Annotated in this window: 38 protein-coding genes; 5 read left to right on the forward strand and 33 right to left on the reverse strand. The window is 63.8% G+C overall.

The features are described from left to right. Positions 1-186 precede the first annotated feature (186 nt). The 5 genes from J0I99_RS00380 to J0I99_RS00400 all read right to left on the reverse strand — a co-directional run bounded on the left by J0I99_RS00380 (position 187) and on the right by J0I99_RS00400 (position 6,507). Entirely contained in the window at positions 187-1,443 is a 1,257-nt protein-coding gene (locus J0I99_RS00380; RefSeq protein ID WP_291395107.1) for a L,D-transpeptidase family protein, read from the reverse strand. A gap of 217 nt (positions 1,444-1,660) precedes the next feature. Continuing rightward, positions 1,661-3,268 carry a L,D-transpeptidase family protein gene (locus J0I99_RS00385; RefSeq protein ID WP_291395109.1) on the reverse strand — a complete coding sequence of 536 codons (1,608 nt, stop codon included), beginning with the start codon at positions 3,266-3,268 and terminating at the stop codon, positions 1,661-1,663. Beyond that, positions 3,268-5,223, reverse strand: a complete 1,956-nt coding sequence (locus tag J0I99_RS00390; RefSeq protein WP_291395111.1) for a peptidoglycan DD-metalloendopeptidase family protein — start codon at positions 5,221-5,223, stop codon at positions 3,268-3,270. The genes J0I99_RS00385 and J0I99_RS00390 overlap by 1 nt, the downstream gene beginning before the upstream one ends. Positions 5,224-5,341: 118 nt before the next feature. After that, positions 5,342-5,665: a hypothetical protein gene (locus J0I99_RS00395; protein WP_291395113.1), complete on the reverse strand. Its 324-nt coding sequence runs from the start codon at positions 5,663-5,665 to the stop codon at positions 5,342-5,344. Between the two features lie 74 nt (positions 5,666-5,739). Beyond that, entirely contained in the window at positions 5,740-6,507 is a 768-nt protein-coding gene (locus J0I99_RS00400; protein WP_291395115.1) for a murein L,D-transpeptidase family protein, read from the reverse strand. Positions 6,508-6,680: 173 nt separating this feature from the next. Between J0I99_RS00400 and J0I99_RS00405 the strand changes: the two genes are divergently transcribed. The 5 genes from J0I99_RS00405 (at position 6,681) to J0I99_RS00425 (ending at position 10,930) form a co-directional block, all read left to right on the forward strand. After that, the gene (locus J0I99_RS00405) at positions 6,681-6,986 is read left to right on the forward strand and encodes a hypothetical protein (RefSeq protein WP_291395117.1); all 306 of its coding nucleotides are present in this window, start codon (positions 6,681-6,683) and stop codon (positions 6,984-6,986) included. A gap of 122 nt (positions 6,987-7,108) precedes the next feature. Then, on the forward strand, positions 7,109-7,966 hold the full coding sequence (gene motA / locus J0I99_RS00410; RefSeq protein WP_291395119.1) for a flagellar motor stator protein MotA: 858 nt from the start codon (positions 7,109-7,111) through the stop codon (positions 7,964-7,966). A 111-nt stretch (positions 7,967-8,077) separates the two neighbouring features. After that, entirely contained in the window at positions 8,078-9,139 is a 1,062-nt protein-coding gene (locus J0I99_RS00415; RefSeq protein ID WP_291395121.1) for a DMT family transporter, read from the forward strand. A 51-nt stretch (positions 9,140-9,190) separates the two neighbouring features. Further along, on the forward strand, positions 9,191-10,645 hold the full coding sequence (gene merA, locus J0I99_RS00420) for a mercury(II) reductase (protein WP_291395124.1): 1,455 nt from the start codon (positions 9,191-9,193) through the stop codon (positions 10,643-10,645). A 129-nt stretch (positions 10,646-10,774) separates the two neighbouring features. After that, positions 10,775-10,930: a MucR family transcriptional regulator gene (locus J0I99_RS00425; protein WP_291395126.1), complete on the forward strand. Its 156-nt coding sequence runs from the start codon at positions 10,775-10,777 to the stop codon at positions 10,928-10,930. 155 nt (positions 10,931-11,085) lie between these two features. Here the strand turns inward: J0I99_RS00425 and J0I99_RS00430 are convergent, their stop codons facing one another. The 28 genes from J0I99_RS00430 to J0I99_RS00565 form a co-directional block, all read right to left on the reverse strand. Continuing rightward, the gene (locus tag J0I99_RS00430) at positions 11,086-11,337 is read right to left on the reverse strand and encodes a hypothetical protein (RefSeq protein WP_291393602.1); all 252 of its coding nucleotides are present in this window, start codon (positions 11,335-11,337) and stop codon (positions 11,086-11,088) included. Further along, positions 11,334-11,813 (reverse strand): hypothetical protein, encoded by a 480-nt coding sequence (locus tag J0I99_RS00435; protein WP_291393603.1) that lies wholly within the window; start codon positions 11,811-11,813, stop codon positions 11,334-11,336. The genes J0I99_RS00430 and J0I99_RS00435 overlap by 4 nt, the downstream gene beginning before the upstream one ends. A 9-nt stretch (positions 11,814-11,822) precedes the next feature. After that, complete coding sequence (locus J0I99_RS00440; protein ID WP_291393604.1) at positions 11,823-12,359, reverse strand: hypothetical protein; 537 nt, start codon at positions 12,357-12,359, stop codon at positions 11,823-11,825. A gap of 141 nt (positions 12,360-12,500) precedes the next feature. After that, entirely contained in the window at positions 12,501-12,710 is a 210-nt protein-coding gene (locus tag J0I99_RS00445) for a hypothetical protein (RefSeq protein WP_291393606.1), read from the reverse strand. Next, entirely contained in the window at positions 12,710-13,144 is a 435-nt protein-coding gene (locus J0I99_RS00450; RefSeq protein WP_291393608.1) for a hypothetical protein, read from the reverse strand. Before J0I99_RS00450 ends, J0I99_RS00445 begins: the two co-directional genes overlap by 1 nt. After that, on the reverse strand, positions 13,141-13,356 hold the full coding sequence (locus tag J0I99_RS00455) for a hypothetical protein (RefSeq protein ID WP_291393610.1): 216 nt from the start codon (positions 13,354-13,356) through the stop codon (positions 13,141-13,143). Before J0I99_RS00455 ends, J0I99_RS00450 begins: the two co-directional genes overlap by 4 nt. Positions 13,357-13,362: 6 nt before the next feature. Beyond that, complete coding sequence (locus J0I99_RS00460; RefSeq protein ID WP_291393611.1) at positions 13,363-14,115, reverse strand: hypothetical protein; 753 nt, start codon at positions 14,113-14,115, stop codon at positions 13,363-13,365. Between the two features lie 28 nt (positions 14,116-14,143). Further along, positions 14,144-14,404, reverse strand: coding sequence for a hypothetical protein (locus J0I99_RS00465; protein WP_291393612.1), 261 nt, complete (start codon positions 14,402-14,404; stop codon positions 14,144-14,146). Continuing rightward, positions 14,404-14,940, reverse strand: a complete 537-nt coding sequence (locus J0I99_RS00470; RefSeq protein ID WP_291393614.1) for a hypothetical protein — start codon at positions 14,938-14,940, stop codon at positions 14,404-14,406. Before J0I99_RS00470 ends, J0I99_RS00465 begins: the two co-directional genes overlap by 1 nt. Beyond that, entirely contained in the window at positions 14,930-15,325 is a 396-nt protein-coding gene (locus tag J0I99_RS00475) for a hypothetical protein (protein WP_291393615.1), read from the reverse strand. Before J0I99_RS00475 ends, J0I99_RS00470 begins: the two co-directional genes overlap by 11 nt. Before the next feature lie 3 nt (positions 15,326-15,328). After that, positions 15,329-15,748 carry a hypothetical protein gene (locus J0I99_RS00480; protein ID WP_291393616.1) on the reverse strand — a complete coding sequence of 140 codons (420 nt, stop codon included), beginning with the start codon at positions 15,746-15,748 and terminating at the stop codon, positions 15,329-15,331. A 34-nt stretch (positions 15,749-15,782) separates the two neighbouring features. Next, a complete protein-coding gene (locus tag J0I99_RS00485) occupies positions 15,783-16,055 on the reverse strand; it encodes a hypothetical protein (protein ID WP_291393618.1) in 273 nt (90 codons plus the stop codon). Continuing rightward, positions 16,055-16,327: a hypothetical protein gene (locus J0I99_RS00490; RefSeq protein WP_291393619.1), complete on the reverse strand. Its 273-nt coding sequence runs from the start codon at positions 16,325-16,327 to the stop codon at positions 16,055-16,057. Before J0I99_RS00490 ends, J0I99_RS00485 begins: the two co-directional genes overlap by 1 nt. Beyond that, positions 16,324-16,605 (reverse strand): hypothetical protein, encoded by a 282-nt coding sequence (locus tag J0I99_RS00495; protein WP_291393620.1) that lies wholly within the window; start codon positions 16,603-16,605, stop codon positions 16,324-16,326. Before J0I99_RS00495 ends, J0I99_RS00490 begins: the two co-directional genes overlap by 4 nt. After that, positions 16,605-16,835: a hypothetical protein gene (locus J0I99_RS00500; RefSeq protein ID WP_291393623.1), complete on the reverse strand. Its 231-nt coding sequence runs from the start codon at positions 16,833-16,835 to the stop codon at positions 16,605-16,607. Before J0I99_RS00500 ends, J0I99_RS00495 begins: the two co-directional genes overlap by 1 nt. Further along, positions 16,832-18,367 (reverse strand): DUF4942 domain-containing protein, encoded by a 1,536-nt coding sequence (locus J0I99_RS00505; protein ID WP_291395128.1) that lies wholly within the window; start codon positions 18,365-18,367, stop codon positions 16,832-16,834. The genes J0I99_RS00500 and J0I99_RS00505 overlap by 4 nt, the downstream gene beginning before the upstream one ends. 288 nt (positions 18,368-18,655) lie before the next feature. Continuing rightward, positions 18,656-19,033 (reverse strand): hypothetical protein, encoded by a 378-nt coding sequence (locus J0I99_RS00510; protein ID WP_291393627.1) that lies wholly within the window; start codon positions 19,031-19,033, stop codon positions 18,656-18,658. Further along, complete coding sequence (locus J0I99_RS00515) at positions 19,030-19,458, reverse strand: hypothetical protein (protein WP_291393628.1); 429 nt, start codon at positions 19,456-19,458, stop codon at positions 19,030-19,032. The genes J0I99_RS00510 and J0I99_RS00515 overlap by 4 nt, the downstream gene beginning before the upstream one ends. Beyond that, entirely contained in the window at positions 19,455-19,979 is a 525-nt protein-coding gene (locus J0I99_RS00520) for a hypothetical protein (protein WP_291393630.1), read from the reverse strand. Before J0I99_RS00520 ends, J0I99_RS00515 begins: the two co-directional genes overlap by 4 nt. 42 nt (positions 19,980-20,021) lie before the next feature. Further along, positions 20,022-20,609, reverse strand: a complete 588-nt coding sequence (locus J0I99_RS00525; RefSeq protein WP_291395130.1) for a hypothetical protein — start codon at positions 20,607-20,609, stop codon at positions 20,022-20,024. Beyond that, positions 20,602-20,910, reverse strand: a complete 309-nt coding sequence (locus J0I99_RS00530) for a hypothetical protein (protein WP_291395132.1) — start codon at positions 20,908-20,910, stop codon at positions 20,602-20,604. The genes J0I99_RS00525 and J0I99_RS00530 overlap by 8 nt, the downstream gene beginning before the upstream one ends. Positions 20,911-20,934: 24 nt before the next feature. Then, positions 20,935-21,570, reverse strand: coding sequence for a hypothetical protein (locus tag J0I99_RS00535; protein WP_291395134.1), 636 nt, complete (start codon positions 21,568-21,570; stop codon positions 20,935-20,937). After that, positions 21,567-21,779 (reverse strand): hypothetical protein, encoded by a 213-nt coding sequence (locus J0I99_RS00540; protein ID WP_291395136.1) that lies wholly within the window; start codon positions 21,777-21,779, stop codon positions 21,567-21,569. Before J0I99_RS00540 ends, J0I99_RS00535 begins: the two co-directional genes overlap by 4 nt. Then, positions 21,779-21,961 carry a hypothetical protein gene (locus tag J0I99_RS00545; RefSeq protein ID WP_291395138.1) on the reverse strand — a complete coding sequence of 61 codons (183 nt, stop codon included), beginning with the start codon at positions 21,959-21,961 and terminating at the stop codon, positions 21,779-21,781. Before J0I99_RS00545 ends, J0I99_RS00540 begins: the two co-directional genes overlap by 1 nt. After that, on the reverse strand, positions 21,961-22,353 hold the full coding sequence (locus tag J0I99_RS00550) for a hypothetical protein (protein WP_291395140.1): 393 nt from the start codon (positions 22,351-22,353) through the stop codon (positions 21,961-21,963). Before J0I99_RS00550 ends, J0I99_RS00545 begins: the two co-directional genes overlap by 1 nt. Before the next feature lie 17 nt (positions 22,354-22,370). Next, on the reverse strand, positions 22,371-22,904 hold the full coding sequence (locus J0I99_RS00555; protein ID WP_291395142.1) for a hypothetical protein: 534 nt from the start codon (positions 22,902-22,904) through the stop codon (positions 22,371-22,373). Beyond that, positions 22,901-24,070, reverse strand: coding sequence for a VWA-like domain-containing protein (locus J0I99_RS00560; protein ID WP_291395144.1), 1,170 nt, complete (start codon positions 24,068-24,070; stop codon positions 22,901-22,903). The genes J0I99_RS00555 and J0I99_RS00560 overlap by 4 nt, the downstream gene beginning before the upstream one ends. Beyond that, the gene (locus tag J0I99_RS00565) at positions 24,070-25,062 is read right to left on the reverse strand and encodes a hypothetical protein (RefSeq protein ID WP_291395145.1); all 993 of its coding nucleotides are present in this window, start codon (positions 25,060-25,062) and stop codon (positions 24,070-24,072) included. The genes J0I99_RS00560 and J0I99_RS00565 overlap by 1 nt, the downstream gene beginning before the upstream one ends. Between the last annotated feature and the right edge of the window lie 2 nt (positions 25,063-25,064).

A 25,064-nucleotide genomic window follows, 5' to 3' on the forward strand; every position in this document is an offset into this window, starting at 1 on the left:
CCGCTTCAAGAACAGCTCCGCTCACGATCCCAAAACCACGAAGGAGAAAGCCAGAACCTTGACCATCAAACCCGACCCGAAACATACCTAGAGGCGGGTCACTTCTCGGTGGAAATCCCGGGTCAGTTCTCGGCGGAAATCAACACTCAGGTAGCCAACTTGCCCCGAGGCATGCCGCTGCCGAGCCTAGGCGAAGCTTACCAGCCCCTGCGCATCAAACCCGTAGACGTCGTCGCGGAAGCTGACGGTGCCCTGCCGGTTGGCCCAGGCTGTGATGTAGGTGGTATGAATGGGCACCTGCACCTTCAGAGCGATGTTGTCCTGGGTCCCGCTGGCGAATGCCGACTGAACCGCATTGAGGTCCCAGCCGCCATTGTCGCGAAGGAGCCAGCTGATGAGCGTCTCGACCTGTTCGACGCGAACACAACCTGAGGAATAGAACCGGGCGTTTTCGCTGAACAGCGACTGTTGCGGGGTATCGTGCAGGTAGACGTCGTACTTGTTGTAGAAGTCGATCTTGCAGCGGCCGAGCGAGTTTTCGGGGCCTGGGTCCTGGCGGAAGGTATATTGCACTGCCTCATCGGTGGACCAGTTGATATCGGCGGGCGCTCGTTCGTTACCTTTGCCGTCGAAAATGCGGATGCGGAACTTGGTGAGGTACTCCGGATCCTCGTTCATGTACCGGATCAGGTCCTTCTGGATGATGCTCTTGGGCACTGTCCAGTAGGGGTTGAACTTCACCTGATGGATTTTGGAGTTGAGGATAGGCGTGGCACGATCGACCTTTCCCACGACCGCTGTGTGGCGCTGCACCACCTGCGCACCTTCGACCGCCTCAATATTCGCCGCGGGTATGTTGACGGCGACGTAGCGGTCGGTGAGGGCCGAGGCCCAGTAGTCGACGCGCTGAGCATTCAGGCGAAGTTGACTGAGCCGATAATCGGCCGGGACGGAGAGTGCATAGAACGTCGCTTCGTCGACCTGGCCGTTGATGACCAGTCCGTGGCGCGCCTGGAACAAGCGCACAGCGGCATCGAGCTTCTCGTCAAACTCGTCGTCGACACGCTTCTCCAGCGGCATGTCGCCGTTGATCATCAGGCGGCGCTTCAGCAGCGCGGCAGCGCGGCGGGATTGACCGAGCTTCAGCCCGAAGGTTTCGCGCGTCGGCGCTTCCCAGCTGCCGTTGGCGGCGATGAACGCCTCGTAGTTCTGGATGGCGAGCTGCAGGTTGTACGAGGTGTCGTAGCTCAGGATCGGCTCGATCGTATCTACCAGGCTCTTTGCTGTCGCTGTGTTGCCGTCGGTGTCAACGCCCTTGGCACTGTCGTCACGCTTGAACAACTGGGCCTGCGCGGGAAATGGCAGGCAAAGCGATAGGGCGGTGGCACCACCGAGGAAGCGCCTGCGTGAGACCGCATGGGGGCGACTAGACTTCTGAACCATTCTGGATCGATCCTTTCGTGGCTGCTCAAACCTATTTGATTGGCCTCACGGGTTATGCCGCGACACCATCCACCTAGCAGTGAGGTGGCACGGTGTCGTTTAGAAGTATGAGCTTGGCGGGCTTGGGCACGGCTGCTGCTATGGCCGGTCTTTATGGCGTGGTCGTGCTGCTCCTCGCCAACCACATATGCTGATCGCAGCCGATCAAGGACGCACCTCATAGGCCACCTCCGTCTTTCAGTGCCGCTGCAATTCGGCTGTCGTGTCCATAGACGTCGGCGAAGGAGCGAAGACTGCCGTCTTCGTCAGCTCGCACCGTGAAATAGGTGAGGTATACCGGCACCTTCACCTCCATGTTGAACCACCGCTCACGGGAGCCAAACGACTCAACCAAGTCATCTCGCCCAAAACTTGGCTCGTTGGCGAGCAAGGCGTCGGCGAACTCGAACGGGTTCTCTACCCGCACACAGCCGTGACTGTAGGCCCGCACATCTCGTCCGAAGAGCGACTTCTCGGGCGTATCGTGCAGATAGACGTCGTGCTTGTTGGGAAAGAGAAATTTCACCTGTCCCAGCGCGTTCAGCGAGCCCGGTTTCTGGCGGACGCTGAAGGGAAAGGTGCCTGGCGCCACGCTCGACCAGTCAACCGACCATGGATCGATGACGCTGCCGGCGTTGAGCAACTCGAACTCGCGACGCGCCAGATAGCCTGGATGGCGTCGGACCTGCGGCCCAATCTCATTTCGGGCAATGGACACCGGTACATTCCAGTAAGGGTTCACCACCACATGGCGAATCTGGTCATAAAAAATCGGCGTTTGGTTGGCCGGTGTACCGATAACGACCCGGGTCTCGTGAACGATCTCGCCTTCGCGACGTATCCATAGGCGAAACTCCGGAATGTTCACTTCGACGCGGTAGTCGCCTCGTTGGCGTGGTAGCCAGCGCCACTTCTCGATATTGACCAGCAATTGCTCTCGCGTGATCTGCCCGCTTCGATTCAGCGCCTCCCGCGTGACCTCGCCGACGACGCCGTCGGCCACCAAACCCATGCGCGACTGGAATGCCTCGACCGCGCTTACGAGAGCATCATCGTAGATCGCGCCATCGGCTGCCCCAACCTCAGAGACGCCGAGGCGCTGGCGGATATGAGGCACCCGATCGTCGTTCGCGCCCGGCTTGATGCTGGGGCCGTCCTCTATTTCTGGGAACGCGTCGGTCTCGTCAAAATCGCGGAGAGCCAATAGCAACGCGCGAAACTCCGGATCGTCAGGCGCGAGGCCTGCAAGGAGCTTTGCCGGCTCATCGCTGGTAGCCAGTTGGTCCAGCAGTGCCGGAATGTCCGGTTTCAATCGAGCCATATCTAGGTTTGGCGAGATACTCCGCGGCTCTACACGCCCCCCATAATTCTCCATTCCAAACTGTAACGCGGCAGCTGTGGTGGCCAGCTCAGCCTTCGCGGCGTCCGCCAAGGTCGTCGGCGCTAGCGGCGTGAACGTGTAGGCACCGGCATCAAGACCCCAGTCGCCAGCATCACGGAACAGAGCGAACAATTCGCTGGTCCGGTCAACAAAGTTCCAACCGTCCCCTGCGGCGGACAGCCAAACTGGCTCAAATCCTCGGGCACCATAGAAATAGTAGAGGTCGAGTGCATTGACCGAACCTGCGTCGCGAGCGCTGCGGAGCTGGGCCTTCAACTCTCTGGCGATCTCGGTTTTTGCCGGCGCAATCACGATGCGTGGAGCAGCAGACGGTGCGTCCGCACTCTGGCCAAATGCGATGCCATTAAACAGAACAAGTAGGGAGAGCGTCAGGAGCAAACGCATCAGCTGTCGTCCCCCGGTGCGCGGTCCATCAGTGATCGAACCTGATCGGTCGCCTGCAGGAAAGGCTCCTGGTACTGCGCTGAAAGCTCCTTGTCGCGGGGCAGCTTAACGCTGAGCGGGTCGACCGTGCGGCCATTGATCCTGATCTCATAGTGAAGATGATTGCCCGTCGAGTTGCCGGTTGAGCCGACGTAGCCAATCAACTGTCCCTGCTTAACGCGCATACCGGGCTTCAAGCCCTCGGCGATGCGGCTCATGTGGGCGTAGCCAGTCTGATAGCCGTTTACGTGGTCCAACTCGACGTAGCGCCCGTAGCCAGAAACCCATTGCGCACGTCGCACGGTGCCGTCGCCGCTCGCATACACAGGGGTGCCTAGAGGCGCAGCCAGGTCCACCCCGCTGTGAAGTCGCCGGCTCTTGAAGATCGGATGGATGCGGTAGCCATAACGGCTCGCCAGACGACCGCCACCCTGCAGCGGGCGACGTGTGAGGAACCGCTTCCCAGTTTCGCCATCGGGACTATAGAAGTCGACCGTCCCATCAGGAGTGCGGAACCTGAAAAGCTCCCGCGTCGTCCCACCTGTCGTAAGCGCCGCGAACAGCAATTCGGCTTGTCCGGTTGGCGGCTTGGTGGTGAGAAGCTTGAGGCCATCGCCCGGCCGAACCTTCTGAGTCAGATCCAGCTCGTAGGCGAACATTGCCACGATCTGTGAGGTTGTCTGATCGTCGATGTCGTACTTGCGCGCTGTTTCCCAGATCGAGCGATAGAGGCTCGGGAGTGCGTTGACATCCACCGCTTCGATGTCTTCGTCGGGAAACTCAATGGCCCCAGGCTCAAGTCCGATGACGTAGCCGCCGCGATCTGTCATCGCGGCGGTCGCCGCGTGCTTGATTTCCTGGGTCTTGGGGTCGTGGACGTAGATGCTGAGGCGGTAGGGAATAGGTACCGCCGAGGTTCGTGACGGACCCATCAGAATACGAAGCTTGGCGCCGGCAGGAAGCGACAGCGACGGCAGGACGTTACGGAGGGTGGTCGCTACCGACTGGTAAGACTGCTCCGTAAACCCATTCTTGAGCAGGAGAGCCTGCAGCGCACCCTCCTGCGGGAGCGTGACAATTCGCTCGCTCCGACCGCCTCGCTCCCCTTCCGGCAGGGTCTTGCTCACTACCGTGACATTCTCGGCGATACCGAGGGTGCCCGCGGTCGTGGGCGCGTAAGCTAGCGCTACCTCCGGTGTAGTCGAAGCGGGGCTGCTAGCCGGCCCCTCTACAAACGAGTCCTGTAAAGCCAACTTGGCAAACTCTCCCGCCTGCCTGTCCGAGATGACAGCAACCGGCGCAGCGACCGGCAGCGGGCTTATTGCGATAACAACCTCGCCATCAACGTTGGCTGCATAAATTTCCGGCGTGGGCGCCTCCCCATCCTGCGGTGCGGCACTTGTCGCAATTGCCGATGGATCAAAGGCTGGAACGTCTGCGGTGAGCGGCGTTTCCGCAGTCGCCAGTGTGACATCTGCACGGGTGAATGCCTGGCTTCGTATCACCGTCCGGCCATCGACCATGGTCCGAATGGAGGCTTGCACGACCTCAAGGTCGGATCGCGTCTCGGTCCGAGGACGGATCCGATCGGTCTTGCCTGCATCGGCGAGCGCCGTGACGGACTCGGCGCGGCCAAAAGACAGCGCCTGCGATGCGGTGGAGAAGCTCTCCTTGCCGTCGAAGGCAACGTAGAGGGCAGCCCCCATCAGCATCACCGATGTTATGCCGGTCATGACGGTACCGGCGAGCCAGGCGATGCTTAGCTCGCGACCGCGCGGATGCTCTCCGTCCAAAGTTTGGAGCGAGAGTGGCGGCGCGTCCTCGTAGCCAACCTCATCGAGTCGTCGATGCCTGTTGGTGTGTAGACGGATCGAGCCGTGCCGCTGCCGGTCAGGCGACGTATCCCAATGTTTCATGCCTCATAGTCCGCTAGACGCCCGGATAGGGCGACAGGTCACCAGCCAACACGGGTGTGCGAAGCAAGCTCCACCACCGGTACGGCGCGGCGGAGCGATTCGCATCGCTCCCCGCGGACTAGCCGATCGGAGGCGTGAGAAGCGGCTTTGGGCGCGTTCCGGTGTGCAGAGTCGGACGGAACGGGCGGAGAAAAGCGGATGTTTCCTGCTGCTCGCCTGTTGCAGCAATCGTCAGGTGGTCAGACGATGCGTTGCAAGCCTGGCCACAAAGCCTGACCCGGTGCGAGCCGCAGTCCGAGCAGGGCAGTTCAGTTATCACATTGGCCGCGTGCACCGAGCCTTCGTCGACCACGACGACAGAATGCCCGGCGACGGCATAGCTGACCGAGGCCATGCACAGGGCCATCAGCAAACATGCAACAACGCGGAGCAGATGAGTCATCCGTCGAAAGTCTGCCAAGGCCGTACAAACCGCAAGCGCGGCACATCGTCTCTGGCTCAAAAGTTCGTCATAAATCAGGCCTGATCACCGCCCGGCGGGCATGCCGCAAGAGGGTCGTCTGGCACCCGCGACGGGTCAACGTTGAACGCGTACTTGCCGCCGCACACTTCGACATCCGGAGGCCGTCTTGTGCGAGCCAGCACGTCATAACCTTCTTTCAGGTTGCGCCAGAACTCTATGTTGGGGTCGTTCGCGAAGCGGGCAATGTTCTCGTCCGTCATACGGAACGGATATAGCTCGAGCTTGAAGTTAGGGTTCCCGCCCGCAAAACTTTCGCGCGCCAGGGCGTAAATCTCCTTCATCTGCTCATCGGTCATGGCATAGCAACCCACCGATTTGCAGGCGCCGTGGACCATCAGGTTCGTCCCTGTGCGGCCGTAGGCTCGATCGTACTTGTTGGGAAAGCCCGTGTTGAACGACAGGTAGTAGCCCGACTGGGGGTTCATCATCCCTGGCGTTACGTTGTAGAAGCCCTCAGGCGACTGGTAGTCGCCTTCCTTGATCTTCGGTCCAAGCGCTCCAGACCACTTGCAGATCGAGTAGGTCTTAAACAGGCGGTACTCGCCCGCCGTGTTCGGCTTCCAGACCTCCAGCTCAGAGCTTTCCTTGAAGATCCTGACCAGCATGGGTGAGGCAGCCGTAGCCCCGAGCGAGGCGAGCGCCTGCGTGGTCCGCGCCGACAATGGCTGTTTGTCCTTGGGAATTCCCAGCGAGGAACATCCCTGAAGGAGGAGTGCGGCGACAAGGAAGCAAACGAAGTGCAGGCGAAGGCTGAGTAACATCTGAGGTACACCATCCAAACCGCCAGGGTAGTCAGTGTCTGTTAACGACGTATTGGCGGTTCGCGCGCTGGTCGCGTTGGGTCGAGTTCGCCGCCGCCCTCGATCAAAACGCCTTGTTAACGCGAACTCACTATCTGTTAAGCATGTCGCCCCTCACCCGATATGTTGGTCAGATGCTGTTCGCGGTGCTCGCCGCGATCGGATTGCTGATGGGCAGCGCGGCGGCCGCTGCCCACGCGTCCGCTCCCGCCGAGGTCATGATCGTCGCTGATCTTCCTGCGCTCGACACACAGCAGGATCTCGGACCTGCTGCAGTTCATCATGCGCTCGATCACGCGCAAGCGGTGGGCTCATTCCCTGGCGCCATGCGACAGCTGCCGATCGCAATCGCGGCAACCTGGGAACGGCCCGAGACCGCTGCAACGGTCCCGAGCGCCGGCGGAAGGCAGGAACGCCCCCCGATGGCGGAGCGCGGCTGACGCTCGCATTTGCCCTCCGCAGGGCGATGTTCTCGACCTTCCTGACCTAGCCGGGTTTTCCACCTCTTCTCTAAGCGAGTTCCATTCGCTCGGTCGCTGTCGCAGCGACAGAAAGGCTCTACATGCGCCTCGTTCTTGGCGTCCTGATCATCCTCGCCTGTGTTTTCGGCGGCTATGTTGCAATGGGTGGCAAGCTGGACGTTCTCTTCCAACCCTTTGAAGCGGTCATTATCCTGGGCGCGGCAGCCGGCGCCTTTGTAATCGGAAACACCGGGCCGGTGCTGAAACGCGCGCTAACGGTCTTCGGCACCCTGTTCAAGGGACCGCGCTACAACAAGGCGGCCTATCTCGACCTGCTCGGTCTTCAGTACACGCTCTTTCGCCTGGTGCAGTCGAAGGGCGTTCTGGCTCTGGAAGAGCACGTTGAGAATCCGACGGCCTCGCCGATCTTCCAGGCCTTCCCCACATTCGCGAAGAACCATCACGCCGTCGAGTTCATGTGCGACTACCTCCGCATGATCACGCTCGGTACGCGCGTTCCTCATGAAATGGAGGCGCTGATGGATGAGGAGCTCGAAACTCATCACCAGGAGAACGAACGGCTTGTCAGCGCCATCCAATCGCTGGCCGACGGGACTCCGGCTCTCGGGATCGTGGCCGCCGTCCTCGGTGTGATCAAGACCATGGGATCAATCAGCGAGCCGCCAGAGGTGCTCGGCCATATGATCGGCGGCGCTCTGGTTGGCACGTTTCTCGGCGTATTTGTCGCATATGGCTTCTTCGGCCCAATGGCGCAGTCTCTTCGCAACATCTTCGAGGCGGAATCGAAGTACTTCCTGTCGATGAAGGTGGGGCTGCTCGCGCATATCTCAGGCTACGCCCCTCCTATCGCCATCGAGTTTGCCCGCAAGGCGCTCATGTCGGAGGTGCGGCCGAGCTTTGCTGAAGTGGACGCCGCGACAGCCAACTTAGCTGCCTAGATCGCAGCGCTTGCCCTGGGTTGATCGCATTTTACTTGCAGCAACCTTGCTTGAACGAAACCGACCAGCTCCGGCGCCACAGAGCAACGAGAACCGTGGTAGGCTCACCGAATGTCTCACCATCGCGCCCATCTGTGGCCAGGCGTCCCGCTGGCCCTCGGCTCCGCCGTACTGTTCGGTACCTCCGCACCGCTGACTAAGTGGCTGGTCGACTCCGTCGATCCGTGGCTCCTGGCAGGGTTGCTCTACCTGGGTGCAGGGGTTGGCCTCGCGTTCGTACACGCTGGGCGACGGTTGATCGGGCTCTCTGACTCGGAAGCGCCTTTGCGGGGTTCCGACTTACCGTGGCTCGCAGCGGTTGTCGTGTTGGGCGGGATGCTCGGGCCGCTTCTCCTGGTCCTGGGACTTTCCCAAACAACGGCGTCTTCGGGGTCGCTGCTGCTGAACCTCGAAGGTTTCGCAACGATGGCGATCGCATGGATCGTGTTTCGCGAGAACGTCGATCGTCGTCTGCTTGCCGGGGCTGGCGCTATCCTGGCTGGAGCTCTGGTGCTGTCGTGGTCGGGAGAGGGCGTACGGCTTGACTTTGGAAGCGTACTGATCGCGGCGGCCTGTCTCAGTTGGGGTATCGATAACAATCTTACGCGCAAGCTTGCTTCGGTCGATCCGGTGCAGATCGCAACGATCAAGGGCCTCGTTGCCGGCTCGACCAATCTGGTGTTGGCGTTGGCACTTGGTGCTGCCCCGCCCACACTTGGCCTTATTGCCGCCGGTGGGGTTGTTGGGTTCCTTGGCATCGGCGTCAGTCTGGTCATGTTCGTGCTCAGTCTGAGGCACTTGGGGGCCGCGCGCACCGGTGCGTACTTCTCGCTGGCACCGTTCATCGGCGCGGCGCTTGGGTTGCTCCTTTTTGGAGAACCGATGACCCCGCAGCTAATCGCTGCTGGGCTGTTGATGGCAATCGGGGTCTGGCTTCATCTCGCGGAACGTCATGAGCATCAGCACATCCACCAAGCGCTGGAACACGAGCACGCCCACGTTCACGATGAACATCACCAACACACTCACGGCGGCGATGTGACAGAACCGCATTCGCACTGGCACGCGCATGAGCCAATGCGGCACACCCACTCGCATTATCCCGACCTGCACCATCGGCATGGACACAGCTAATGGAGGGGAAGCGGGGCAGGGTAGGGTGACCGAGATCACAGGAGTCTTATGATGATCGACCCCTCCAGCGGACGCGATCACGCCGACCTGGTCATTCTAGGCTCAGGGTCCACTGCATTCGCTGCTGCACTGGCGGCACAGGAGCTGGGCAAGACCGCTTTGATGATCGAACAGCGAACGGTCGGAGGCACTTGCGTCAATCGCGGCTGCCTGCCGTCCAAGAACCTGATCGAAGCGGCAAAGCTGGTTTTCGACGCTCGCCACCCCCGCTACCAAGGCCTTTATCCGGAAGGCGCAGGCTTGAAGGTGAATTTCCGCGAGCTGATGGCCCAAAAGGACGAGCTCGTCCTCGACTACCGGGAGAAGAAATATGACAGCCTGCTTGGCGGGCAGTTTGCCGTTCGAGAGGGGAACGCGCGTTTCATTGACCCCAAGACAGTCGAGATCGACGGACAACCAGTAAGGGGCGAGAGGTTCCTCGTGGCGACGGGATCGCGACCGCATATTCCCGACATTGATGGGCTAGAGACGGTTCCCTACCTCACAAGCGATTTGTTGGCTCGGGATGAGGGCCAGGAACTCACCGACCTGCCTGCTTCGCTCCTCATTGTGGGCGGCGGTTACATCGCTCTCGAGCTCGGCCAGATGTTTGCCCGCTTCGGTACCGAGGTGACGCTCGTCGAGCGCAGCCGGCAGCTTCTCGCGCATGGTTACGAGCCTGAGCTCGGCCGCACCATGGGTCAGATCTTTGCTGAGGAGGGTATCGTCGTTCTCCCCAACGCAGCCGTCCAAAGGGTTCGAGCCGATGCCCAGGGCATCGCCGCCGAGGTCACGATCGGTAGTGGACGGCGCACACTCCACGCGGAACGCATCCTCGTGGCGACGGGCCGGCGCCCGAATACCGACGGGATCGGGCTGGAGGCAGCCGGGGTCGCCGTCAATGCCCGCAACGAGATCGCAGTCGACGCCGAACTGAGAACAAAGGTGCCGCACATCTTTGCGGCCGGCGACGTCATCGGCGGCGAGCAAAGCAGTCAGATGGCGACCCCGGTGGGTGCGCGGCAAGGTGGCATCGCCGCCCACAACGCACTCGCGGGCGGCCATCCGAGGTCCTTTGACGGACGGGTCATCCCGCGCGTGATCTTTACCGACCCGCCCGTGGCCGTCGTCGGCATGACCGAGACAGAAGCCGTTGCGGCAGGGCATCACTGCTGGTGCCGGCCGCTGCCCATGTCCGTGGTGCCGCGTGCCAACGCTATCCGCGATACACGTGGCATCATCAAGATGGTCGCCGATGCCGATACGAGCGAGGTGCTGGGCGTGGCAATGATTGGCGCCAACGCCTCCGAGGTCATCCATGAGGCGGCCATGGCCATGCGCTTCCGGGCTAAGCTTGCCGACTTTGTCGACCTGCTGCACGTCTATCCGACCATGGCGGAGGTTTTGAAGATCGCCGCCATCTCGCGGACCAAGGACCCCGCCAAACTCTCATGCTGCGCGGAGTAGGGGCCACGCAAACGCAAGACGTGGCGCTGGAATTGTACCAGGGCGTGCTTCCCCGACTGGTCAGGCGCCCGAAGTCCGGCGGCGCAACGTGCGCTCTCCGGTCGAGCAGTCGCGCGGGACCGAACGAAGTTGGGCTTACCGGCGGACTTTCCGATGGTGGCGCTGAACTATTCAAGGGCGCGATCCGAGCTTGCCAAGCAGACTGGCTGGGTCGGAAGCGTAGCCAAGCCACGCCGAAGAAGCGTCGCTGAGCGGGGCGCGCCGTTGAGGCGGTTGGAAGGCTGACTCGCTGGAGCGCTAACCAGATAAGATGGTCGATCAACTACGGCCGCATCAGATGCCGACCATATCTATGTAAGCCTGCATAAGTCGTCCTATGACAGGAAGGAGCACCGCTGTGTTGCATGGGGCCCGGACTCCCTACGGTTGGAGCCCGGAAATCAGGCTGCTTGTTTTGCGATCTCGATGATCCGCCTGGTCTTCACCAATTCAGCGTCCGTGTCTTCGGACCATGGCTGCAGGCCCGCCCGGAGCGCAGCCATAGCCAACAGTTCCGTCTTCGATAGGTCGTCCTTATCGATCATCCGGACCTTCACGGTGTTGTAGGACTTCACGCCGATGGCTTCGCCGGCAGCGGTGACCTGTTTGCCGTTGAAGCCCATGCGATCCATCCAGGCTTTGAACCTGCTCACTGGCGTGTCCTTTCGATAACAGAAGCGCCGGTGATGCTCTCGGCGCGGTCAACGTTCTCGGGCTCCTTGCAGAGCCCGACGATTACTCGGACCATGTGCGGGATGTCATAGGTGCCATCCAGCCAGGCCATGACGCGGTCGGTCTGGCAGATCCATCCTAGCTCGGTGGGAGTGAGGTCCGCTTCGTCGAGGGCGGCCGAGAGCTCGACCGCCGACATCTTCTGGACCTTCTCGAACCGCATCCGCAGCTGCAGCCGAGCATTCAGCACGGCTTCCTGGGCCTGGTACGCCGCAAGCAGGGCGGCGTCCTCAGTGGGGAAGACCTGGGGCCGGTTGTCGCCGCCCACCAGCTCAGGCACCAGGCCGGGCGCCGAGAACTGGGCGTGGAACCCGCGGCCGCTCTCGAGGGGCTTGGCTCTGACAAAGAACTTGCTGGACGGTTTCAATTTCTGCGGCTTTTTGAAGTGGAGGTTCACCTCATACACCTATTCTTGCGAGATTTCGATAGAGCCACGGTCGGCGAACCGGACCAGGGCGGGAAGCAGACGGCGGACCATGTCCTGGTTCAGGTGCGCTCTCTCCTCACCGGCGCCGATCCAGACCGCCGCATCGGTGGCGAGCGAGCTGTCCTGCAGGGATGCGGGCTTGTTATAGAGGTCGGGGAACTCGATGATCGCGAAGCCCCGCGAGGTGTGCATCACAGGGTACTCGAACGCGGCGCGCACCGCGGCTGTCTGCACCTCGGTGGGGACGCTGAGCTTGTTCGCGAGGTCGCGGCACTCGTCCACGGAGAGCATGCCGCGCTTGCCCTCGACGATCTTCCGCAGCACGCCCTCGACGGTGGTGCGACGGTTGAGGAACTCGCCCACCCAGGGGTGGGGGTCGGGCAGATCGAGTTCGTGCTCGTCCAGGTGGTAGCTGTCCATATAGCCCACCTCGTCGCTCAAGCAGCTCATTGCCTCCGTCCAGTCTTGGGGGAAGGACGCCTCGCCCTTCCACTGCTGCCAGTCGAGCTCGAGCATCGCGGTGATGGCGTCCTCCGCGTCTTTGGCGGTGGTGTAGGCGGTGGTGATGATGCCGTTGTCCGAGTTCTCGGTGACGGTTCAGACGGTGATCTTCATTGGGGTATCTCCAAGGTTCATAATTGAGGGGTAGGGGGTTGGTCAGTTCAGGCTCGCGAGGGCCTTGAGCATCCCTCGAGCAAACTTCCGGATCTCCTCCGGGTCGGCGAAGATGGTTGTTCCGCCGGTTGGGCCGGCCGTGGTGATGAAGAAGGTGCCATCCTCCTTGGCGCGGCACAGGGCCAGGTGGGTGTCATTGGTCCGCAGCGAGGTCATCACCTCGATCTCGACCTTGCTCTCGGTGTCGGCCATCACGCGCCCTCCACCGTGGCAACCAGGTTGGAAATCCACCGAAGGTCGCCGACCGTGAGCAGCAGGGGTGACGTGAGGTCGCCGGACGTGAGCACCACGGCCGCATCCTCGCGGCTGATGCGGGCCAACTCGACGTCGCCGTACTTGGCTGCCGCTTCCGCCTGCGTCTCGCGCAGGTACGCCACGGCCGAGCTGTCCATCCGGCGGATGATCTCGACGAGCGGGCGCGCCGCCTCGAGGAGTTCGGGTGCCGCGGCAATCAGAAGCGCGTTTGCCTTGGCTTGCTCGGCTGTGTCGCCGAAGACATGGGCTACGATCCGGCCGTCGTCGGAGCCAACGATCATGGCCTTCTGCCCATGAACGGGATGCGGGGTGACGATGACCGTTGAGGTGTTGAGCATGGCCGGTTTCCACGGCCGGGTAGTCGTCTTCATCGCTTGTTCTCCTCGTAATAGGTTTCGAGGGCCTGGCGGCCCTCGTCGGTGATTTGCAGGTGGGGTTGGGCGAGGTGGCCGCCCTCGAGCCAGCGGGCATAGCCCTTGGCGACGAGGGACTGAGCCGGGCGGTACTTCTTGCCACCCGGCTCCGGTCCCTTCTCCAGGACGACCAGGATCATGCGCTCGGCATCGGTGAGTTTGACCGCCATGCGGGCCTACTCCTGTCGCGCCGCCGCCGCGATGCGCGCCGCATGGGGTTCAGCGCTTTCGACATCGTCGCCGTAGATGCTGGTGAGGACATCCATCGCGGTACTCATCACCGCGCCGCTCCTGCGGATCAGCCCGTCGATGTCGGGGGGCGACCATCCGTCGGGCTTCAAGATCTTGCCGTCCTCGCGGCGGCGCACCTTGCCCGTTGTCGGGTCGACCTTTGCCATGTTGCTGCGCTGGATTAGGCGCCACGCTTGCGCCAGGGGCAGGCCGTAGACGATGGCGGCCTGCACTGCGACGTAGACCAGGTCGCCCAATCCATCGGTCGTCTCCACCGGGTCGCCGGCGTCGATCGCGTCAATCGTCTCCTGGTGCTCCTCGTTGATCAGCTTCTTGCGGAGGTCGGATGCCCCAGGGTCGATCAGGGGGATGCGCGAGTAGGGGGTGTCGGTCGCCTCGGTGAAGGCGAGCACGTCCTTAACCAGCAGCGCCATGCCGTTCGGGCCCTCGACGATGGCCTCGGCGTCATCTGCGATCGACATGTTCGCGCTCTCGGGGAACAGGCCGAACCCGTTCGGGCCATAGTCGAGCAGGATGGCGGTCCCGACCGAGGGCCGGGGTGTGCCGTTGAAGGCGACCATGTAGACATCGTCGTAGCGGCTGTCCGAGCTTCGCTTGGCGGTCCAGAGGGTGCGGTAGCTGGTGCCGCGGTCTTCGAGTTGGCGCAGCAGTTCTTGAATGCGGGGATTAGCCTGCATCGGTAGTCTCCAGATTATGTTGGGGTTTTCAGTTCGAGGGTTGGGCTGGTTCGATCCAGCTGCCCGCCCAGGTCGGGTCATTCTCGGGACGGTAGTCGTAGAGCTGAACCTGGTTGTCCCATTCATCCAGGTTCGGATTGTAGCGGCTGAGTTGGACCCAGACGCCGTCTCTGTCCCAGCCGGCTATGCGGCCGATGGCGCCCTTCGGGATCAGCCCGATCATCTGGTAGTTGATGTCGAAGTCCCGGAAGAAGCGCACCCACATGCCGATGGCAAAGGGGCGGGCCATCAGGAGAACAGGTCCCGTTGGTGGACCCACGGCGTGGCCTTGCCGATGGCGAGGGCTTCGCCGGCGATCAGCGCCTTGGCGGCCTCATAGTGCCGATCAGGGCACCATCTCCGGAACAAGATCTTGCTGTCCGACCACATGGTGAACAGGTGGAGCGGTTCCCACAGGGTGCCGTGCCTGCCCACCATGACCAGCCAGGCGATACCGTCGCCCTCCAGCATCAGGGCCGGCGCATTGCACCAGATCTTCCCCTTAACGGGCCAGAGCGGCGGGCGCTCGGCGATGGGCGTGATGCCGAAGAAGGCCTTGAAGGTTGACCAGGTCTTCTCGAGCGATGTGTTGCGCATCGTCGAGAACTCGTACTGGTATGTGCCGAGGCCCAGCAAGTTGAAGCCTAGGCCACCGGAGGTGGCGAGGCGGCCGAAGTCTCCGGCGGACGCCTCCTTGAACTGCTTTCCGGGGCCGGGGCCCCAGCGGCTGGCGAAGTTGACGCCTCCGGCCTTGGCCTGCTCGTAAGGGTAGAGGTCAGGCGGCATCCTTCTCCGCCCTCAGCTGCAGCAGCGCCTTTGCGAGGATGTCGATCGCTGCCGCGATCGGCACGGCGAGGCGGTCGCCGCGATCGCCGACGACAGCCCACGCGGCGTCGTCGAAGTGTCGCTGGACAATCTCGCGGATGCCATCATAGCTGGGCTTGAGGGGCTCGAGAGGGGTCGGGACGACCTCGCCCCTGTAGGCCGCGTCCTCGCCGATCCAGATGCCGGTGATCCGGGTGGGGCCGGAGCTCTCGACGTCCTCCTTCTGCTTGCTCCAGTCGTCGTCCGCCAGCGCCAGCTCGCAGGCAGCGGCCGCCGTGGCGGCCTCGTAGGTGACCTGCTTGTAGACGGGGAGGTCATAGGTGGTTTCAATCGTGAACTTCGGCATCGGTCAGGCGCCTTCCTCTTCAGCTGCGTTCATGGTGACGGCGATGCCCAAGAGGTCGTTGATTGCCTCGGGGGAGTTGCCGATGGACCGGGCGATGACGGTGCCCTTCCGGAGGGTGTCGATCACGACGTAGGTGTCGCCCTGGTCCCGCTGGTAGGGCACGACGGCGTAGCGCGGCTCCGGTTCCGGTTCGGGCAGGTTGGCGAGCGCGTCGTTCGGGTCGGTCGCGAAGAGCTCCTCCTGCACCTCGCAGGCGAACTCCCACGCTTTGTGACTGCGCGGGTCTTCCGAGTCGTAGAACTTGTGGTCGTCCGGCACCTCATAGCCGGTGCCGATGTAGCGGAGCGCAATGCGCGCCAGGTCATTGGTCTGCCCGACGATCTCTTCGTCGGATCGAGGGTGAGCGAGGGCAAGCGGCATCATGGCCGTGATCTCCAAGGTTGCAGAGTTGCAGGGGTTACTTGGCCGACGCCACGAGGCGGCGGTGGCGCTCCAGTGCCGCCATCATGGCGTGCAGGAGCTTCGTGGGCAGGATGACGCGCTTGCTGAAGGCGCCGGCAGGCGTTCGCCGGCGGTCAAATTTCACTGCCTGGTAGAGGAGTGTGCCGTGCCAGTGCAGCAGCTCCCATTGTCGGTCGAGGCTGTGCTGGTCCACGAAGATGTAGTGGGTGCAGCCCGTGTCCTCGTCGCGCCGGCTGTACCGGAAGGTCCGAGCCGAGACGGTGACCATCAGATTTCCAGTTGCCGGCTGGGCAGCGCGTGGAGCTTGATGGCGAGGTGGGCATTGCCGACCGCCTCGTTGTCACCGAACGCGTCGGTGAACAACCGGCGGGCCTCCTCGGGGCTGGAGAAGTAGCCGTACCACTCCTCGCGCGCCTCCCCGCCGACATCGACGTCGTAGATCACGACGTAGGTGGGGCGAAGGACATAGCGAAGGCGGAGATAGAGGATGTTGAGGCGGCGAGCGGCCGCCACGCGCAGCCGCGCGGCCAGGGTCTTCATGTCGGTGTCCTTGTGATCGTGATGGCGCCGTCGCGGATCGCGGCGGCTATGAGTGCGTCGGTGAGTTTCCGTGGCAGCCTGCCGCTGTAGTGCGACATGCCGGCCGGGACCTGTTCCCACCAATGGGTCCCCGTCCAAAGACCATCCCCCTTGCGGAGGGACAGGATCCAAGTGCGGGTGATCGCATTGGGCGATCGGTCTGTGAGGTGGATGCGGAGGAAGCCGATCTCGTCGGCCGTCCCGCAGGTGCGGAAGTGCCGGGCGGAGATGGTGACCATCACCCCGCCCGGATCACAGGGATGGCGCCGTCGCGCACGGCGGCGGCAATGGCGGCGAAAGTCTTGGGCCAAGCGCAGGGCTTCAACCCGAGCACCTTCACCAGCCGGTAGCCGTCGGGCGTGAAGTCGAGGTCGAAGCTCTCGGGCGGCGAGACTGCAAACCGTCGGAAGGTGAGGCGGATGCTGGGGGACATGTGACCGCCAACAACCTTGAAGTACGAGGCCTTCATGCCTTGGTCCGGAACGTCACGTAGAGGGTGTTGACGTTCGTTCCGACCTCGGAGAACGAGCCGGCCGGAAGGTCGACGAACTCGCCGCCGTGCGAGGCCACGAACTCACGGAAGGCGGTGGCCTTGCGCGTCTCGCGGAACTCGGTGCCGGCCGACATGATGGCGGTGAGGCGGCCGCCCGGCTTCAGGAATTTGACGGCGTGCATGACGTGGTCGATGTCGCGCTCGCGGTCGAAGGGCGGGTTCATCACGACCAGGTCGTAGGGACTGGTGCTTTCCGGGTTCAGCTGCAGGAAGTCCATGCAGAGCACACGGTTGTAGTGGCCCTCGGCCTCGAGCTCGGCGGCCAAGTGCGGCTGGATTTCCACACAGTCGACGAGGTTGTCGTACCGGTACTCACTGGCATAGCGCCCGGCCCTGGCGGGGACGGTGACGCACCGGCGGGCCAGGTTGCCGGTGCCGGCGCTGGGTTCGAGGATGCGCAGTCGGGGCTTGTCCTTCGGCTGGAACACGATGATGCCGTTGTTGAAGCTCCTCGAGCCCCGCCCGTCGAAGACGCGGTCGGCAGCATCGTCCGGGGTGGGGAAGAACCCGAAGTAGCGGGCCGGCAGATGCTTCACCTCGGCGAAGGGGTCGGCCTCGGTGGTGTTTCCGTCCCCGATCACCTCGCCATAGTAGTCGGCCAGGATCTTGTTGACCTTCTCGACCAGCTCCTTGTTGGTGAACCAGAGGTGGGCGTTGCCATTCTTGAAGATGCGGATCTTCATGAAGCGGCTCTCGATCTCGCTCTGCATCGGGCTCCAGTTCTTCGAGCGGTCGAGTTCGATGAGGTTCACGATCGTGCCGGTGGAGGGCAGGGGCTCGCCCTCCAGGACGTAGAAGACGCGCTCCACGTCGAGCAGCTCGTCGCGCTTCGATCCCCAGCTGAACCGCCCGTTGTCGGCATCGCACACCCGGTTGACGATCATGCGCGAGCCGACCTTGAAGCCGTCGTGAGAGCGGAAGCGGCGGTCGAGGTGGGAGAAGACGTTCGCCAGCCCGCGCCGGAAGATCATGTCGGCGTCGAGCATGAACTGCTGGATAGTGGCCTGTACGTTCTCGACGGTGATCTCGGGCAGGCCCTTTGCCGCTTCCTCATCGGTGATCAGCTGGCCGCGGCGATCGACGCGGTCGGGGACGTAGGCCATCTGGCTGCGGAGGGTCTTCTTGGCCTCAGCATCCATCAGGCGCTCGAGGTCGGTGCGCTCGATGATGTAGGCCCAGACGTTGATGTCCATCAGCTTGCGGGCGGTGCGCAGATACTCGTCGCGGTTGGGAAGCTTAATGGCTTCGTCGAAGCGCTTGATCTCCCCCTCGTGGCCGTAGTTGAAGCCGTTGATGCCAGGGGAAGCATTACCGGCCATCACCTTTGCGGCGGCGACGGCCTCCTCAGCGTCGAGGAGCCGGTCGTAGGCGATGGAGTAGAGGTCGAGGGCAGCATTACGGAAGCCGACGATCTGCTCGATCGTGGCGCGGGGCATAATCGCGTTCATGGGGTCTCTCTAGGTGTCAGAGGTGACGGGGAGGGCGCCGTCGCGGATGGCCGCGGCGACGAGGGCGAGGGCTACTTTGGTGGGTAGCTTGACCCTCCGGCCCCACATCCCCCGGCGTCGTCTCTGGACGAGGCCGATCAGGGGGCTGTGGGGGGGTGGGAGGGTGGAGGTAGTAGACGCGGCAGGTGATGGGCCACCACGACAGACGCCTCCGCAAGCGGATGACGTCCTGCAGCCAGCCCATCTCGCTGCCCACCACGCGGTAGTGGCGGGCGCTGATGGTTGCCATCAGGTGCCGGTGACTTTGCGGTATGCTGGCATTGCCAGGTCCGCGTACTTCTCGGTCCTCAGCACGGCGTAGGCGAACCGCTGGGCATGGTCGCCGGTGCAGAAGAACTGGCTTTCGTAGCTCTCGCCGTCCCAGGTGGTGACGCGGTCGATGCGGTCACCATCGATGATGGTGCCCCGTTTGCGGTGGGACACGATCCTTTCGTTGCCGACGAGCAGCTGGGCCTCCGCCCGGGTCATCGGCGCCCCGACGACATGCTTGGAGTAGGAGGAGACGCGGTCCTGCCGCTCCTTTTCCTCCTGCGTGTTCACGAAGTAGACCGTGGTCGTCCGCTTTCGGATCGCCTTCCCGCAGTAGCGGCAGTAGGGCTGCTTCATTTCACACCCCTCAGCACTGCCTCGCGGCCACGCCGGACGATGGCTTCGTCGGCCAGTCGCTCTTTGAGGTTGGAGGGCAGGAGGTATACGGCCGAGCTGTGAGGGTGCCATTGCACCTGGTTGACGAACCAGGGAACGAAGCTCCAGTCGTAGGGGACGAAGAGCTCGCGGTCCTCCTCGGGGATGTTGTCCCAGGCGGCGCAGGCGTGAGGGCCGAGGTCGATCGCAGCGTGCCGCATCTCGACCGTTCCGCGGTTCTCCCAGCAGTCCGCAAGCTCGGCGTGCTGCTCGTCCGTCATCGCAACGGAGAAGTCGGACCGGCCGTGATTGGTGTAGGCGGCGAGCATGTCCTCCCAGATGCAGAGGGAGGCCTCGACATGCAGGCGGAAGTAATCGGCGTCGTCGCGGGGCTTGTTGGGCGTCATGCTGCGACCCTCGCGCGTCCGATTTCGACGGCGAGGTGATCGCGGAGCTCGTCGCTAATGGACAGGGTCGGGAGGTCTTTGCCGGACGCTCGCTTCAGCTGCGCGACCTTGGCCTTGACGGCGACCTCAAGATCAGGCTCGTCGAGGAGCTTCTCGAGCTGCCACCCATCGACTGCGGCGTCCTCCTTGCCGAACTCGTCCTTGTCGCCCGGATACCAGCAGGCCTCCTCGGCATCCGAGTCGCCGGCGGCATCCGAGGTCCGTTCATAGGCGATGCCGTACTCCTGGCAGACGTCGGTCACCTCGGACAGGTTGCCGTAGTTGACTTGGTCGCACTCGAAGTAGGCCGACTCGCCCTTGACCAGGGAAGAGACGAACTCATGGCGCAGCGAGTCACGGCTCTCGCCGCCGCTGGCAGGTCGCAGGTACTTGTTCTCGAGGGCGTTGAGTAGATCATCGAACGCCTCGATCGCGGCGATGTGGCCGCAGATGGTGATGCTGGCGTGAACATAGTCACCCATTGGGGTGGTCTCCTTCTGTGCAAAATCGCGGGGTTGGCGGTCTCAGGGGTCGAGCAGGTTCAGCTCGTGGATGGCGATCGCCTTGATCGCCATCGGGTTGCCGCTGGTGGCGAGCTTTCGGACGTGGTCGACAGCGTCCTCGTCCGAGGTGAAGAGAGGTTCTCCATCACCATCGGGGTCGACGTCCGACATGTCGTCTACTCGGTTGATGACGAAGCCGCGGCCGGTATCGAAGAGGTCCCAACCGGCCTTGAGGGCGGCGTCGGACAGCTCGTAGGTCCAGTCGCCGAGGACGGCGGCCGTGCCCCGGACGATGGCGAGGCGCTGCCGTCGCAGGTACGTCCACGCGTCGAACGAGGTCTTGTGCAGTTGCGAAAGATCGGCATGGGCCTCGGGGAAGACCGACTGCCAGCAGCCCGGCTCGACCGACTCGACGTAGTAGCCGGCAGCGGCATACTCCTCCCGCATTTCGGTGAGGTCGAAGCGGTGCTTCTCGCCGTCCGCGTCGGTGACGTCGAACACATCGGCGGTCGTCCCCGGCTTGATCTGGTAGTAGCGGGCCTTGTGGGCGGCTTCCTCGAGGCTGTCGGCCTCGACGTCGATCTCCCAGGTGACGCGGTACTCAGTCATCCTCGCCCTCCTCGTCCTCCTCGATGCCGGCGTCGGCATCGGACACGTAAACCCAGGCCAGAACCCATGCGCCGCCGCTTGCGCTGACCGTCACCGGTGCATCCTCGTCGACATTCACCTCACCAAACGGGTCGTCGGCGGCATCGCGGTAGGCCTGCGCGTCCTCGGTTTCAGGTTTTGCGTCCGAGGTGAGTCGGTCGGCGAGGGTAATCGCCTTGGGGTCGGGGCCCTGGTCGGCGATGGCCGAGCGCAGGTGGTGCTGCACGAGCGACTGCTCGGCGTCAGAGAGTTTGAACCACATGGGGTAACCTCCTTTGGGGTGGCTTCAGGTCAGGCGCCCCCAGTGCTGGACCATTGCGCGGGCCAGCCCTGGGCGGGTGAGTGATCGGCGCGCTCCTCGTGAGGGGCTGCGCTGTTCGTTGTGCTGGCCGCTCTCCGTCTGGTTGGCGTAGCGGTCCTTGATGAGCGGGGCGGTGGGCGTGAGCTCGGGCAGGTTGTCGAGCCAGAGGCAGGTGTCCTTGCTGGCGTCGTCGCCGAACCAGTGCGGACTGACTTTCTGCGTCCACGGCCGGATGCGTGACCCGATCGCGCCGGGCGGGTTCTCGACGCAGCGCCGGCGGACAGGGAAGGCGAAGAGCTGGCGCACGAACTCGAGCGCCCGCTCGGTTTCCTCGGCGCGGCCGGGGATGGTCTTGTTCCAGTGGAGCCCGGCACGGGAGAGGAAGGTGCAGGGCGGGAAGGCGATGAGCATGTCCCAGGGCAGGTTGTGCCCGGGGACGCCTCGGGCCAGGACGTCGAGGACGTCGCCGACCAGGTGGAACTCCGGGTGCCGCTGCGCGGGGTAGATCCACCACTCTTGGCTGTCTGGCCCGAGGATGTCGCACGACCAGGCGTTGTGCCCGGCATCCCGGAAAGCATCCCTCACGCGGCCGCTGAGTTCGCAGCCGACGAGGATGTTCACCGGGCTTTCTCGGCCTCGGCTAGAGCGTCTTGCAGTTCGACCGTTGCGTCGTCATGCCAGTGCGGCGGCAGAGAGTGGGACATCTGACCAGCTGCCCGCACCACCTCGGCAAGGGCGTCGGCGAGGTCGGTCGTGATCTCGATGCGGTCACGTCCGCTGGCTCGCGCCTTGCCGGCCCAGGTGGATAGATCGTTGTGAAGGCTGCTCATTAGGTCTCCTGTGTGCCAGTGGTGGCGGGGTTGGTGCGCCGGCGCTCGCGGACGGCGTCGGCAGCGGCGAACACGGCGGGGCGGGGGTTGTAGCCCTTGCGGATGGCGGTCGCGACGTCGGCCACGAACTGCTCGGCCTCGAGCACGGCCTGCTCGATCTTGGCGATATACTCGGGGTCCATCAGCCATGCCCCTTGGTTACAGCGAAGGCGGAGCGAGAGCCGACGAAGCCGTCGACCGTCGCCTCCTTCTGGGGGCTGGCGTGGATGCGGAACCGCCGCATCTCGCCATCCTCGCCAGCCTTGCCGGTGACCTTGAGCGTCACGTTGGCGTAGCCGTCGGCGGCGACGTCGTCGTGAGCGCCGTATTCGACGGCGAACGCGCCGATGCCGTCCTGCAGGGCTCGGACGGTCCCCTCGATGCCGACCTCCTGCGAGAGCCAGTGCAGCATGTTGCAGAGCATGTCGCTGAAGCCGGTTTCCGGGCCGTCGGCCTCCGGGTGGAGGTCGAGGCCCTGCTCGTCGGCAAACCGGCGAACGAGATCGTCCACGGTCTGCCCGCGGTCGTAATTCATGGCGATGTCCTTGTGGGTTAGAGGAAGCGGCCGCCGTGCCAGTTCCCCACCATCCACGGGAGCTCTGGCACCTCGAGGAGGTGGAGCGGGATGATGCGGCGGAAGCTGTTCAGCGCAGAGAACCGCGAGCCCGGGAAAACCTGGCTGCGAAGCTGGAAGGAGAAGCGGACTTCGTCGAGCCCGCTCACGTTGAGCGCGTGGGTGTGGGGGACGAGGATGACGTCGCCCGAGAGTTCGGCGTTGCCGTTCCGATGTCGCCGTTGGAACAACGCCGTGGCCTTCCAGGACGCCTGCCCCTTGCCAACGGTCTCCTGAAAGACCTCGGTGATGGCGGGCTTCCAGCGATCGAAGCGGCCGGGCAGGTAGACCTTTCCGGAAGAGACCGTCGCGAGGTCGTAGATGGGCTGGCTGCTGATCTTCGAGGCCAGCACCGTCGTGCCCGGGAGTGAGCCGGACTGGAGGTCACGCGCCTGGCTCTTGAACCCATAGCCGATGCCGCCGAAGAACCGGTTGATCAGTTCCTCGGCGGCCAGTTTGGTGGGGTTGCTCATTCCGGGCTGATGTGGATCGGGTCGCCGAAGGGCACCTTCTCCGCCCAGTGCTCGAACTGCTGCTTGGTGCCCCACGTCGCCCAGATCACCGGGCAGTCGGGCTGCTCGCCATAATCTGCGACGACGAGGTCGGTGAGGTAGATCACGGCAGCGGCCTCGGGGTGCTTCTCCTTCACCCACTTGAAGGTGTCGGAGAAGGCGGTGCCGCCACCGCCCTGGGCGTGCATCTCGAACATGTCGCCGCGCTCGAACTCGTCGGCGTTGTGGACACAGGCGTCGGCGTAGACGACGACGAGCTTGTCGATGTGCCCCTCGTCGAGGATGCCGCCGACCTCGGCCGCGAAGGCTTCGAGGATCGATCCGCTGATCGAGCCCGACGTGTCGACTGCGACGACCACCGAGTCGACGGCGTCGGGGATCGAGCCCGGCAGGTAGAACCCGGCGTGCAGGTAGCGCCGGTTCGGCCGCGCCCACGTCTGCTCGGTGATCGACAGCGAACGGGAGACCAGCCGCCGGAGCTCATCGGCCCAGTTGACTTTGGGCTCCAAGATCTTGTCGACCAGTCGCTGCAGGTACTCGGGCAGCTTGCCGGCGCCGACGGCCTTGGCGTAGCTCATGGCCTGCCGGACCAGCACCTGCTGCTCGGCCCGCATCTCATTGATCGCGGCCTGGTCGTACTGCGGAGCGCCGTCGAGGACGCCACCGCATCCGCCCGGGTCCTTGCCGTTGCCCTTCCGGCCCTTGCCGCCGTCGTCTTCAGGCAGCTGGGCGTAGATCTCCTCCTCCGTCATCCCGTCGTAAGCCGGGTCGTAGAGCACCCACTCGGGGAGCTTCAGCCCGGCGGCGAAGACGTTGGCGTTGATCACGTAGTCGGCTGCGCGGTTCCACTTCTTCGGGTCGCGGTCGCGGCGGCGGAGGTGGTGCTCGAGGGCGTTGTGCAGCACCTCATGGACGAGGACGCCGGCGAGCTGCTCGTCGGGGAGCTCCTCGACGAAGGGCGGGTGGTAGTAGAGGTGGCGGCCGTCGGTCGCCATCGTGTCGACCAGGTTGGGGTCGTTGACCTCGACCAGCTTGAGGCGGCCGAGCAGCACGCCGAAGAACGGCTGCTCCCGAAGGATCAGCCGAAGCTTGGCGCGCTCGATCTTGGAGGCGATTGCGTCGTTCATCAGAGGGTCACGTCCTGGTTGTCACGGGCCCACTGCATGAAGGCCTGGGTGTGGGTGAGGCCAGCGTCGCGACGGCAGGCGTCGACGACCAGCATGGTGGCGAACGTGCGCGGCATCCGGTTGATGTAGCGCATGATGTTGCCGAAGTTGGTCATCTCGGCCCGGCGGGCGAGCGCCGAGGTGATGGCGTAGCGGGCGGCGATGTCGTCCTCGTTCGGCACCTTGGCCCCCTCCGGGTCCATGATGCAGTGGTCGATCGAGGGCAGGCTCTGGTAGGTCCGGATGAACCCCTCGAACTCACCGCCGGCGGCCTCGCCGACGATGCCCGACACGGCGTCGAGGCGGATGGTCCGCTCGGCGTTCACGTACTTGGCGGCCTGCTCCCAGGAACGGGGCGAGGGGAAGGCGCGCTGGTCGACCAGGTCCATGACGTGGATCAGGTTCGGGCGGAACCGGACGAAGGCGATCAGGATGGGGTCGATGTCGTTCTTGTTCGCCCACTTGGTGAAGGCCTCGACGTCGGCCTCAACGTCGATGTGGGCGAAGCGGTTGGCGAGGGCCGACGGCATCTTCTGCGCGGCGGCACGGTCGCTCTGACGGTTGCCGGCCGCCACGATGCGCCACTTCGGGGGCAGCGTGTAATTGCCCACCTTGCGGTCAAGGACGAGGCCGAAGCATGCCGCCTGCATCTGCGGCGGGGCGGCGTTGAGCTCGTCCATGAAGAAGATGCCTTCCTCGCCGTCGCGGTCCGCCTGCGGCAGGTCGTCGGGCGAGAGCCACTTGGCGGTATCGCCGCCCTGGATGGTGGGCAGGCCGCGAAGGTCGACGGGGTCACGCAAGACGGCGCGGAAGTCGACCAGGCCCCAGCCGCGGCTCTTGGCGATCTGCTTCACCACGGAGGATTTGCCGATGCCCGGCGCGCTCCACAGGAAGGCGGGGGTGTCGCCGTCGATATAGGTCTCGGCGAGCTGGGTGGCGCGTTCGATGTTCATGC

It is taken from the genome of Devosia sp., from assembly GCF_017307495.1.
GTDB lineage: Bacteria > Pseudomonadota > Alphaproteobacteria > Rhizobiales > Devosiaceae > Devosia_A.

Bases quoted from the DNA above. Each gene is read 5' to 3' on its own strand.
- J0I99_RS00480 (WP_291393616.1), bottom strand. From the start codon at position 15,748: ATGATGCCGCTTGCCCTCGCTCACCCTCGATCCGACGAAGAGATCGTC.
- J0I99_RS00550 (WP_291395140.1), bottom strand. From the start codon at position 22,353: ATGAATTACGACCGCGGGCAGACCGTGGACGATCTCGTTCGCCGGTTT.
- J0I99_RS00545 (WP_291395138.1), bottom strand. From the start codon at position 21,961: ATGGACCCCGAGTATATCGCCAAGATCGAGCAGGCCGTGCTCGAGGCC.
- J0I99_RS00555 (WP_291395142.1), bottom strand. From the start codon at position 22,904: ATGAGCAACCCCACCAAACTGGCCGCCGAGGAACTGATCAACCGGTTC.
- J0I99_RS00565 (WP_291395145.1), bottom strand. From the start codon at position 25,062: ATGAACATCGAACGCGCCACCCAGCTCGCCGAGACCTATATCGACGGC.
- J0I99_RS00475 (WP_291393615.1), bottom strand. From the start codon at position 15,325: ATGCCGAAGTTCACGATTGAAACCACCTATGACCTCCCCGTCTACAAG.
- J0I99_RS00465 (WP_291393612.1), bottom strand. From the start codon at position 14,404: ATGGCCCGCCCCTTTGCCATCGGCATGTGGGTGCGCTTCTTCCGGGAC.
- J0I99_RS00385 (WP_291395109.1), bottom strand. From the start codon at position 3,268: ATGCGTTTGCTCCTGACGCTCTCCCTACTTGTTCTGTTTAATGGCATC.
- J0I99_RS00485 (WP_291393618.1), bottom strand. From the start codon at position 16,055: ATGGTCACCGTCTCGGCTCGGACCTTCCGGTACAGCCGGCGCGACGAG.
- J0I99_RS00380 (WP_291395107.1), bottom strand. From the start codon at position 1,443: ATGGTTCAGAAGTCTAGTCGCCCCCATGCGGTCTCACGCAGGCGCTTC.
- motA (WP_291395119.1), top strand. From the start codon at position 7,109: ATGCGCCTCGTTCTTGGCGTCCTGATCATCCTCGCCTGTGTTTTCGGC.
- J0I99_RS00450 (WP_291393608.1), bottom strand. From the start codon at position 13,144: ATGAAGACGACTACCCGGCCGTGGAAACCGGCCATGCTCAACACCTCA.
- J0I99_RS00400 (WP_291395115.1), bottom strand. From the start codon at position 6,507: ATGTTACTCAGCCTTCGCCTGCACTTCGTTTGCTTCCTTGTCGCCGCA.
- J0I99_RS00500 (WP_291393623.1), bottom strand. From the start codon at position 16,835: ATGAAGGCCTCGTACTTCAAGGTTGTTGGCGGTCACATGTCCCCCAGC.
- J0I99_RS00505 (WP_291395128.1), bottom strand. From the start codon at position 18,367: ATGAACGCGATTATGCCCCGCGCCACGATCGAGCAGATCGTCGGCTTC.
- J0I99_RS00395 (WP_291395113.1), bottom strand. From the start codon at position 5,665: ATGACTCATCTGCTCCGCGTTGTTGCATGTTTGCTGATGGCCCTGTGC.
- J0I99_RS00390 (WP_291395111.1), bottom strand. From the start codon at position 5,223: ATGAAACATTGGGATACGTCGCCTGACCGGCAGCGGCACGGCTCGATC.
- J0I99_RS00515 (WP_291393628.1), bottom strand. From the start codon at position 19,458: ATGACGCCCAACAAGCCCCGCGACGACGCCGATTACTTCCGCCTGCAT.
- merA (WP_291395124.1), top strand. From the start codon at position 9,191: ATGATCGACCCCTCCAGCGGACGCGATCACGCCGACCTGGTCATTCTA.
- J0I99_RS00525 (WP_291395130.1), bottom strand. From the start codon at position 20,609: ATGACTGAGTACCGCGTCACCTGGGAGATCGACGTCGAGGCCGACAGC.
- J0I99_RS00510 (WP_291393627.1), bottom strand. From the start codon at position 19,033: ATGAAGCAGCCCTACTGCCGCTACTGCGGGAAGGCGATCCGAAAGCGG.
- J0I99_RS00530 (WP_291395132.1), bottom strand. From the start codon at position 20,910: ATGTGGTTCAAACTCTCTGACGCCGAGCAGTCGCTCGTGCAGCACCAC.
- J0I99_RS00470 (WP_291393614.1), bottom strand. From the start codon at position 14,940: ATGCCGCCTGACCTCTACCCTTACGAGCAGGCCAAGGCCGGAGGCGTC.
- J0I99_RS00455 (WP_291393610.1), bottom strand. From the start codon at position 13,356: ATGGCGGTCAAACTCACCGATGCCGAGCGCATGATCCTGGTCGTCCTG.
- J0I99_RS00495 (WP_291393620.1), bottom strand. From the start codon at position 16,605: ATGGTCACCATCTCCGCCCGGCACTTCCGCACCTGCGGGACGGCCGAC.
- J0I99_RS00460 (WP_291393611.1), bottom strand. From the start codon at position 14,115: ATGCAGGCTAATCCCCGCATTCAAGAACTGCTGCGCCAACTCGAAGAC.
- J0I99_RS00490 (WP_291393619.1), bottom strand. From the start codon at position 16,327: ATGAAGACCCTGGCCGCGCGGCTGCGCGTGGCGGCCGCTCGCCGCCTC.
- J0I99_RS00445 (WP_291393606.1), bottom strand. From the start codon at position 12,710: ATGGCCGACACCGAGAGCAAGGTCGAGATCGAGGTGATGACCTCGCTG.
- J0I99_RS00540 (WP_291395136.1), bottom strand. From the start codon at position 21,779: ATGAGCAGCCTTCACAACGATCTATCCACCTGGGCCGGCAAGGCGCGA.
- J0I99_RS00405 (WP_291395117.1), top strand. From the start codon at position 6,681: ATGCTGTTCGCGGTGCTCGCCGCGATCGGATTGCTGATGGGCAGCGCG.
- J0I99_RS00520 (WP_291393630.1), bottom strand. From the start codon at position 19,979: ATGGGTGACTATGTTCACGCCAGCATCACCATCTGCGGCCACATCGCC.
- J0I99_RS00440 (WP_291393604.1), bottom strand. From the start codon at position 12,359: ATGCTCGAGCTCGACTGGCAGCAGTGGAAGGGCGAGGCGTCCTTCCCC.
- J0I99_RS00560 (WP_291395144.1), bottom strand. From the start codon at position 24,070: ATGAACGACGCAATCGCCTCCAAGATCGAGCGCGCCAAGCTTCGGCTG.
- J0I99_RS00415 (WP_291395121.1), top strand. From the start codon at position 8,078: ATGTCTCACCATCGCGCCCATCTGTGGCCAGGCGTCCCGCTGGCCCTC.